Source organism: Klebsiella sp. CN_Kp088, assembly GCF_040064335.1.
In the GTDB taxonomy this organism is placed as follows: Bacteria; Pseudomonadota; Gammaproteobacteria; order Enterobacterales; family Enterobacteriaceae; genus Klebsiella; species Klebsiella aerogenes.
This window is the reverse complement of sequence record NZ_JBEAIQ010000018.1, coordinates 104,684-113,662: the sequence shown is the minus strand read 5'-3', so window position 1 is coordinate 113,662 and position 8,979 is coordinate 104,684. Positions and strand designations below refer to the sequence as shown.

The window sequence follows — 8,979 nt, the reverse complement described above, 5'->3', positions numbered from 1 at the left end:
CCGCGAACGGCGCCGGAACTTCCATAGAAGCTTTGTCGCCTTCGACGGTGATCAGTGACTGCTCAGCAGCCACTTTATCGCCAACTTTTACCATCACTTCGGTAACTTCAACTTCGTCGCCGCCGATATCCGGTACGTTAACGTCTTTCACGCCAGCCGCTGCAGCTGGTGCCGCGGCAGCCGGAGCGGCAGCCTGTGCCGGAGCGGCTGCAGGCGCAGCGCCCGCCACTTCGAAGATCATGATCAGGGAGCCGGTGGACACTTTGTCGCCGGTGTTGATTTTGATCTCTTTAACGGTACCCGCGAACGGCGCCGGAACTTCCATAGAAGCTTTGTCGCCTTCGACGGTGATCAGGGATTGCTCAGCGGCAATAGTGTCGCCCACTTTAACCATGATCTCGGTGACTTCAACTTCATCGCCGCCGATATCCGGTACGTGAACTTCTTTCGCTGCGCTTGCCGCCGGCGCTGCTGCCGGTGCCGGAGCAGCCGCTTTCTCTTCCTGCGCAGGTGCAGCGGCTGCTGCACCTTCGGCGGAATCGAAAATCATGATCAGTTTGCCAGTCTCGGTTTTGTCGCCGACGGAGACTTTAATCTCTTTCACGACGCCAGCCTGCGGAGACGGAACTTCCATAGAGGCCTTGTCGCCTTCTACGGTGATCAGCGACTGTTCAGCTTCAACTTTGTCGCCAACTTTGACCAGGATCTCGGTGATTTCAACTTCATCAGCCCCGATGTCCGGTACTTTGATTTCGATAGCCATTATTCTCTTACCTCTTACGCCAGACGCGGGTTAACTTTTTCTGCATCGATGTCGAATTTAGCAATGGCGTCAGCCACAACTTTCTTATCGATTTCACCACGTTTAGCCAGTTCGCCCAGCGCCGCAACGACCACGTAGGAAGCATCAACTTCGAAGTGGTGACGCAGGTTTTCACGGCTGTCGGAACGACCGAAGCCATCGGTACCCAGTACGCGGTAATCATCAGCCGGTACGTAAGTACGAACCTGCTCGGCGAACAGTTTCATATAGTCAGTGGATGCTACAGCCGGAGCGTCGTTCATCACCTGAGCGATGTACGGTACGCGCGGAGTTTCCAGCGGGTGCAGCATGTTCCAGCGTTCGCAATCCTGGCCATCACGCGCCAGTTCGGTGAAGGAGGTGACGCTATACACGTCAGAACCTACGCCGTAATCTTTCGCCAGGATCTGCGCTGCTTCACGAACGTGACGCAGGATAGAACCGGAGCCCAGCAGCTGAACTTTACCTTTGCTACCTTCGAGGGTTTCGAGTTTGTAGATACCTTTACGGATACCTTCCTCGGCGCCTTCCGGCATGGCCGGCATGTGGTAGTTTTCGTTCAGTGTAGTGATGTAGTAGTAAACGTTCTCTTGCGCTTCGCCGTACATACGTACCAGACCGTCATGCATGATGACAGCGACTTCGTACGCGTAAGACGGGTCGTAGGAGATACAGTTCGGGATAGTCAGCGACTGAATGTGGCTGTGACCATCTTCGTGCTGCAGACCTTCGCCGTTCAGCGTAGTACGACCGGAAGTACCGCCAATCAGGAAGCCGCGAGCCTGCTGATCGCCAGCCGCCCAGCACAGATCGCCGATACGCTGGAAGCCGAACATCGAGTAGTAGATGTAGAACGGAATCATCGGCAGGTCGTTGGTGCTGTAGGAGGTCGCAGCAGCCAGCCAGGATGCGCCTGCGCCCAGCTCGTTAATACCTTCCTGCAGAATCTGGCCTTTCTCGTCTTCTTTGTAGTATGCAACCTGCTCACGGTCCTGCGGGGTGTACTGCTGGCCGTTCGGGCTGTAGATACCGATCTGACGGAACAGACCTTCCATACCGAAAGTACGCGCTTCATCGGCGATGATCGGCACCAGACGATCTTTGATCGACTTGTTCTTCAGCATCACGTTCAGGGCACGAACGAAAGCGATAGTGGTAGAGATTTCTTTGTTTTGCTCTTCCAGCAGCGCGCTGAAGTCGGCCAGGGTCGGCAGCTCCAGTTTCTCAGTGAATTTCGGCTGACGAGTCGGCAGGTAGCCGTTCAGCTTTTCACGTTGAGCGTGCAGGTAAGTGTGCTCTTCAGAACCTTCCGGGAAGGTCACGTACGGCAGTTTTTCGATATTGGCATCAGCCACCGGCACGTTGAAACGATCGCGGACGTAGCGAACGCCGTCCATGTTCATTTTCTTAACCTGGTGCGCGATGTTTTTACCTTCCGCGGTGTCGCCCATACCATAACCTTTAATGGTATGCGCCAGAATCACGGTCGGCTGGCCTTTGGTTTCCTGCGCTTTTTTCAGTGCAGCGTAGACTTTCTTCGGATCGTGACCGCCACGGTTCAGGGCCCAGATCTGCTCGTCAGTCCAGTCGGCAACCAGCGCGGCGGTTTCCGGATATTTACCGAAGAAGTGCTCACGAACGTAGGCGCCGTCTTTGGATTTGAAGGTCTGGTAGTCGCCGTCAACGGTTTCGTTCATCAGCTGAATCAGCTTACCGCTGGTGTCTTTACGCAGCAGCTCATCCCAACGACCGCCCCAGATAACCTTGATAACGTTCCAGCCAGCACCACCGAAGATGCCTTCCAGTTCGTTAATGATTTTACCGTTACCGGTGACCGGGCCGTCCAGACGCTGCAGGTTGCAGTTGATGACGAAGACCAGGTTATCCAGTTTTTCACGGGTCGCGATGGTGATAGCGCCTTTAGATTCCGGCTCATCCATCTCGCCATCGCCCAGGAAGGCGTAAACGGTTTGCGCAGAGGTGTCTTTCAGACCACGGTGTTCCAGATATTTCAGGAATTTAGCCTGATAGATTGCGCCCAACGGCCCCAGCCCCATTGATACGGTCGGGAACTGCCAGAATTCCGGCATCAGTTTCGGGTGCGGATAAGAGGACAGACCATTACCGTGAACTTCCTGACGGAAGTTGTTCATCTGCTCTTCAGTCAGACGACCTTCCAGGAAGGCACGTGCATATACGCCCGGAGAGATGTGGCCCTGGAAGTAAACCAGATCGCCGCCGTCTTTCTCAGTGCGCGCACGGAAGAAGTGGTTGAAGCAAACTTCGTAGAAGGTAGCGGAAGACTGGTAGGATGCCATGTGGCCACCCAGCTCCAGATCTTTCTTCGATGCGCGCAGAACGGTCATGATGGCGTTCCAACGGATCGCTGAACGAATACGGCGTTCCAGCTCCAGATTGCCCGGGTATTCCGGTTCATCTTCAACGGCAATAGTGTTGACGTAATTATGCGCTGCCGCACCGGCCGCTACTTTCACGCCGCCTTTGCGGGCCTCAGAAAGAAGCTGGTCGATCAGATACTGAGCACGCTCAACACCTTCTTCACGGATGACCGATTCGATCGCCTGTTGCCAGTCGCGAGTTTCGATCGGATCCACGTCATTCTGGAAACGTTCTGACATGGGGGTATTCCTTATCTATCTAATCGTTGATTTAACTGGAACCTGTCCCATTGAACTCTTTAGCGTTTCACTCTGATGAACAACCAAGAATTCAATAAGACAGGTTCTGCGTTTAGTTGCCGCGCTCTAAAAAATGGCGCTTAAGAACCGGAGTTCTCGTCCTTTCGTTGCTGTAAACGACGCAGTGAACGTTCTCTACGACTCTGTTCACGGCTACGATCCAGCAAAATTTCCTCAATGAACGCCAGGTGACGGTGCGACGCCTCACGCGCCTGCTCCGGCTCCCCGGCCATTATCGCCTCGAAAATGCGAGTACGATGGTTGCTGACCAACGGGAGCATTTCCCGGCGGGCATACAGCAATTCAAAGTTCTGACGAACGTTTTGTGCCAGCATCGGCTCCATACACCTTAGCAGATGGAGCAACACCACATTGTGCGCCGCTTCGGTGACGGCGATTTGGTACTGGACGACAGCGCCGGATTCGGCGTCGAGATCGCCGGACTGTTGGGCCCGCTCAATGGCTTGATGCAGCTCGCGAATACGGTCGCGATCTTCATCATTGCTGCGCAGCGCCGCGTAATAAGCCGCGATGCCTTCCAGCGCGTGACGGGTTTCCAGCAAATCGAATTGGGATTCAGGGTGGTCGGACAGGAGCTCGACCAACGGGTCGCTAAAGCTCTGCCACAGGCTGCTTTGTACAAAGGTTCCACCGCCCTGGCGACGAAGCAACAGGCCCTTGGCTTCGAGGCGTTGAATCGCCTCACGGAGCGAGGGACGGGAAACGTCGAACTGTTTTGCCAGTTCGCGTTCAGGCGGGAGTTTTTCACCGGGGCGCAACGTCCCCTCAAGAATCAGAAACTCCAGCTGCTGCTCTATCACATCAGAAAGTTTTGGTTGGCGGATCTTGCTGTAGGCCATATTCCCTGTCTCTGCCATTCGCCCGGAGTCAATTGGTCTTACCAATTTAAAGTTCGTAGCGCTAAAGTAACAAAGTATTCACCTCCTGTCCATACAGGTTTTGATTGAAATCAGTAAACCTGGCCTTTTTTAACAACCTTACAGAAATAACGTTTCAGAAATGTAACCTTGCACAAAACTTACATTTACCCAGCAAGGGGTAGCATTAACTTTATATAAACGAAAAATTACGCTTTCTGAACCGATTCAAGAAGCGAAAAAGTGCATTTATAAACCAATAAAGTGAATAGATAACCAATAAAGGGTAGCGGTGGCGGTGGTAAGAAAAAATGACAAACGGTGTCTTTTTGTTCGTTCCGTCATCATCCCTTCATAAAGCAGGTGCATTCGCACGCCCTTACCATTATTCTGCATCAGGCGAAAGGTCTTTGAGGGAATTTCCGCTTTGCTTTCCGTAAAGAAATCAATACAAAAATGGAATTTCATAATTACACAAACACAACAATGTGTGCGTTGCGTCACTCGGGTAAAAACTGGCCTCAAACGCCTTGAAATTAGCTAACTATGCTATTTGGCAGAGACGGACAGCAAAGCAGCAACCTGAAGGATGAAGCGTATAAACATAATAACCACACACGAGGTTTCATGATGGAAGGTCAACAGCATGGCGATCGACTCAAGCGCGGCTTGAAGAACCGCCATATACAGCTCATTGCGCTAGGAGGCGCTATTGGTACGGGCTTATTCCTGGGTAGTGCGTCAGTGATTCAATCTGCAGGTCCTGGTATTATTCTCGGCTACGCTATCGCCGGGTTTATCGCCTTCCTGATCATGCGTCAACTCGGCGAGATGGTCGTCGAAGAACCGGTGGCCGGTTCATTCAGCCATTTTGCTTATAAATACTGGGGCGGCTTTGCCGGCTTTGCCTCCGGCTGGAACTATTGGGTGCTGTATGTGCTTGTCGCCATGGCGGAACTGACCGCCGTGGGCAAATATATCCAGTTCTGGTGGCCGGAAATCCCTACCTGGGCCTCCGCGGCGGTCTTCTTCATCGCCATTAACGCCATTAACCTGACCAACGTAAAAGTGTTCGGCGAAATGGAGTTCTGGTTCGCGATTATTAAAGTCGTCGCGGTAGTGGCCATGATTCTGTTCGGCGCCTGGTTGTTGTTCAGCGGCAACGGCGGCCCGCAGGCGACGGTCAGTAACCTGTGGGATCAGGGCGGTTTCCTGCCGCACGGCTTCACCGGGCTGGTGATGATGATGGCGATCATTATGTTCTCCTTCGGCGGTCTGGAACTGGTGGGCATCACCGCGGCAGAAGCGGACAACCCGGAAAAGAGCATCCCGAAAGCCACCAACCAGGTTATCTACCGTATCCTTATTTTCTATGTAGGCTCCCTGGCCGTGCTGCTCTCCCTGCTGCCGTGGACGCGCGTCACCGCCGATACCAGCCCGTTCGTGCTGATCTTCCACGAACTCGGCGACACACTGGTGGCAAACGCCCTCAACATCGTGGTGCTGACCGCCGCGCTCTCGGTTTACAACAGTTGCGTGTACTGTAACAGCCGTATGCTGTTCGGCCTGGCGCAGCAGGGCAATGCGCCGAAAGCGCTGCTGACTCTCGATAAACGCGGCGTACCGGTCAACACCATTCTGGTGTCCGCTGTAGTCACCGCGCTGTGCGTGCTGATCAACTACCTGGCGCCGGAATCGGCGTTCGGACTGCTGATGGCGCTGGTGGTCTCCGCGCTGGTAATTAACTGGGCGATGATTAGCCTCGCGCACATCAAATTCCGTCGCGCTAAGCAGCAGGAAGGCGTGAAAACACGTTTCCCGGCGCTGTTCTACCCGCTGGGTAACTGGGTATGCCTGCTATTTATGGTCGCGGTACTGGCCATCATGCTGATGACCCCGGGAATGGCGATTTCGGTGTGGCTGATACCGGTATGGATTGCCGTTCTCGGCGTTGGCTATCTGTTTAAACAGAAAAGCGGCGGCGTCGTAAAAGCACAATAATACATCTCGTCACGCCGTGTCCGTCCTCGAGCGACGGGCACGGCGCATTGTTATCTGCTTCACACTTTCCTTCCTGTAACAGTTTTATCCATATCGATGACGGATTACTGCAACGTAATTCCCGACGCTAAGACCAATAATTCTCTCCAGACTGCAATGGAGAGTTCCAGGATGACAGGCAATACACTTTCGCTGAAAGAAAAGATTGGCTACGGGATGGGCGATGCCGGATGTAACATTATCTTTGGCGCCATCATGTTGTTCGTTAACTATTTTTATACGGATATTTTTGGTCTTGCGCCGGCGCTGGTTGGGGTGCTGCTGCTTTCGGTGCGCGTCATCGATGCCGTCACCGACCCGATCATGGGGGCGATGGCCGACCGCACTCGTAGTAAATATGGCCGCTTTCGCCCATGGCTGCTGTGGATGGCCTTCCCCTACGCCCTGTTCAGCGTGCTGATGTTCACCACCCCGGAATGGACCTACAACAGCAAGGTTATCTATGCCTTCGTCACCTACTTCCTGCTGTCGATAACCTATACCGCGATAAACATCCCCTACTGCTCTTTGGGGACGGTGATGACATCCGACCCGCAAGAGCGGGTCGCCTGCCAGTCATACCGCTTTGTGCTGGTCGGTATCGCGACGCTTCTGCTCTCGCTGACTCTGCTGCCTATGGCGGAGTGGTTCGGCGGCGCCGATAAAGCGAAAGGTTATCAAATGGCGATGACCGTATTGGCGTTCATCGGCATGTGTATGTTTTTGTTCTGCTTCGCCACCGTACGCGAGCGCATCCGCCCGGCGGTACAAACCAACGACGAGCTGAAAAAAGACCTCAAAGACGTGTGGAAAAACGACCAGTGGGTTCGCATTTTGCTCTTAACCCTGTGCAACGTTTGCCCCGGCTTTATCCGCATGGCCGCCACCATGTACTACGTCACCTGGGTGATGGGGCAAAGCACCCACTTCGCCACCCTGTTTATCAGCCTTGGCGTGGTCGGCATGATGATCGGCAGCATGCTGGCGAAAGTGCTGACCGACCGCTGGTGTAAACTGCAGGTCTTTTTCTGGACCAACATTGTACTGGCTGTCTTCTCCTGCGCGTTCTACTTCTTTAATCCGCATGCCACAACGCTGATTCTGGTGCTCTACTTCCTGCTCAATATCCTGCATCAAATCCCGTCGCCGCTGCACTGGTCGCTGATGTCCGACGTTGATGACTACGGCGAGTGGAAAACCGGTAAACGGATCACCGGCATCAGCTTCTCCGGTAACCTGTTCTTCCTGAAAGTGGGGCTGGCGGTCGCCGGGCCATGGTGGGTTTCCTGCTGTCGTGGTACGGCTACGATGCCGGCGCGAAGCAGCAAAGCGCCTCGGCGCTAAACGGTATCGTACTGCTGTTCTCAGTGATCCCCGGCGTTGGCTACCTGATTACCGCAGGCGTCGTACGCCTGTTGAAAGTTGACCGTGATCTGATGCGCCAAATCCAGAGCGATCTGGAAAAACGCCGCAGTAACTACAGCGAACTGAATGAACTCCAGGAATTGAAAACCAGTGAACACGTAAGGAAAGCCTGATGAACAACTGGCCGAATCCCTTTATTGAACAACGCGCGGACCCTTTTATCCTGCGCCATCACGACAGCTACTATTTTATTGCCTCCGTGCCGGAATACGATCGGCTGGAGATTCGCCGTGCCGCCACGCTGGAAGGCCTGCGTGAAGCCGAGCCGGTGACCGTCTGGCGCAAGCCGCAAAGCGGTCCGATGAGCCAGCTGATTTGGGCGCCGGAGCTCCACCACATCGACGGCAAGTGGTATATCTATTTCGCCGCCGCCCCGACCCATGACCTCGACGCCCAGGGGATGTTCCAGCACCGGATGTTCGCCCTTGAGTGTACCGACAGCGATCCGCTCAGCGGCCGCTGGCAGGAAAAAGGGCAAATTATCACCCCGTTCGATACCTTCGCCCTCGATGCCACCACTTTCTGCCATCAAGGGAAACGCTGGTATTTATGGGCGCAGAAAGACCCGCAGATCGCCGGCAATACCAATCTCTATCTGGCGGAGCTGGAAAACCCGTGGACGCTAAAAGGCGCGCCGATCATGCTGAGTAAGCCGGAGTTTGCCTGGGAATGCCGGGGATTTATGGTCAATGAGGGGCCTGCGGTGCTGGTACACGGCGATAAGCTGTTTATCAGCTATTCCGCCAGCGCGACCGATGAAAACTACTGCATGGGATTATTATGGATAGATATTCAGGCCGATCCGCTACAGCCGGCTAACTGGCACAAATCCCCGCAGCCGGTATTTCGCACCAGCTACGAAAACCGCCAGTATGGTCCCGGCCACAATAGCTTTACGCAAACGCCGGAGGGGGAAGATGTGCTGGTGTACCACGCGCGCAACTACACCGAAATCGAAGGCGACCCGCTGTACGATCCTAACCGTCACACCCGGCTGAAGTTAGTGCGCTGGCAAGAAAACGGGATGCCCGACTTCGGCATCCCCCCTGCTGATACGTTGTAGCGAATGAACAGCGAGCCGTCCGGGATCCAACGCCACCACTGGGATTTTCCCTGCTTGCGCTGCGCTTAGCAG

General features: G+C 54.4%; 5 protein-coding genes and 1 pseudogene. 3 read left to right on the top strand and 3 right to left on the bottom strand.

Annotated features, from left to right (window positions below):
* The 3 genes from ABLV08_RS09665 to pdhR all read right to left on the bottom strand — a co-directional run.
* The coding region (locus tag ABLV08_RS09665) for a biotin/lipoyl-containing protein (protein ID WP_348796301.1) at nucleotides 1–763 on the bottom strand (763 nt) is incomplete at its 3' end.
* 14 nt (nucleotides 764–777) lie between these two features.
* Nucleotides 778–3,441: a pyruvate dehydrogenase (acetyl-transferring), homodimeric type gene (gene aceE, locus ABLV08_RS09660; RefSeq protein WP_348855785.1), complete on the bottom strand. Its 2,664-nt coding sequence runs from the start codon at nucleotides 3,439–3,441 to the stop codon at nucleotides 778–780.
* A gap of 140 nt (nucleotides 3,442–3,581) precedes the next feature.
* Entirely contained in the window at nucleotides 3,582–4,361 is a 780-nt protein-coding gene (gene pdhR, locus ABLV08_RS09655) for a pyruvate dehydrogenase complex transcriptional repressor PdhR (RefSeq protein ID WP_015368223.1), read from the bottom strand.
* A gap of 645 nt (nucleotides 4,362–5,006) precedes the next feature.
* Here pdhR and aroP point away from each other — a divergent pair.
* The 3 genes and pseudogenes from aroP to ABLV08_RS09640 all read left to right on the top strand — a co-directional run bounded on the left by aroP (nucleotide 5,007) and on the right by ABLV08_RS09640 (nucleotide 8,907).
* A complete protein-coding gene (aroP, locus tag ABLV08_RS09650) occupies nucleotides 5,007–6,380 on the top strand; it encodes an aromatic amino acid transporter AroP (protein WP_348855784.1) in 1,374 nt (457 codons plus the stop codon).
* 171 nt (nucleotides 6,381–6,551) lie between these two features.
* A pseudogene (locus tag ABLV08_RS09645) lies at nucleotides 6,552–7,957 on the top strand (MFS transporter).
* Complete coding sequence (locus tag ABLV08_RS09640) at nucleotides 7,957–8,907, top strand: family 43 glycosylhydrolase (protein ID WP_020079602.1); 951 nt, start codon at nucleotides 7,957–7,959, stop codon at nucleotides 8,905–8,907. Before ABLV08_RS09645 ends, ABLV08_RS09640 begins: the two are co-directional and overlap by 1 nt.
* The last annotated feature ends 72 nt before the right edge of the window (nucleotides 8,908–8,979 follow it).